The sequence below is a fragment of the Pseudoalteromonas sp. SG43-1 genome (assembly GCF_014164415.1).
In the GTDB taxonomy this organism is placed as follows: Bacteria; Pseudomonadota; Gammaproteobacteria; order Enterobacterales; family Alteromonadaceae; genus Pseudoalteromonas; species Pseudoalteromonas distincta.
This window is the reverse complement of the sequence record NZ_JACJFD010000082.1, coordinates 1-358: the sequence shown is the minus strand read 5'-3', so window position 1 is coordinate 358 and position 358 is coordinate 1. Positions and strand designations below refer to the sequence as shown.

General features: G+C 36.6%; 1 rRNA gene. It reads left to right on the top strand.

Features of this window, described 5'->3' with window-relative positions:
- Positions 1–277: 277 nt before the first annotated feature.
- Positions 278–358: ribosomal RNA gene (locus H5159_RS20815) — 16S ribosomal RNA — on the top strand; the annotation flags it as partial.

The window sequence follows — 358 nt, the reverse complement described above, 5'->3', positions numbered from 1 at the left end:
ACTTTATAATCGCAACGTTCTTTAACAATATAAAGCAATCATCTGTGTGGGCACTCGTACAGATTGAGTTCTAACAGCCAAGCTACTTAGGTAGCGAGGCAAACAAATTAGAGTCTCAATTGAAACTGAGTGACCATATGTTATTAAAAGATACAGCCTTGAGCTGTTTTGATTTCACTTTTTTAAAAGTGAAAATAATAACGCACAGTCAATTCGTTTTTGGCAACAAAAACAAAAATTCAGAATTCATTGAGCTGTCGAAAGACATAAAACTTTTTAATTGAAGAGTTTGATCATGGCTCAGATTGAACGCTGGCGGCAGGCCTAACACATGCAAGTCGAGCGGTAACAGAAAGTA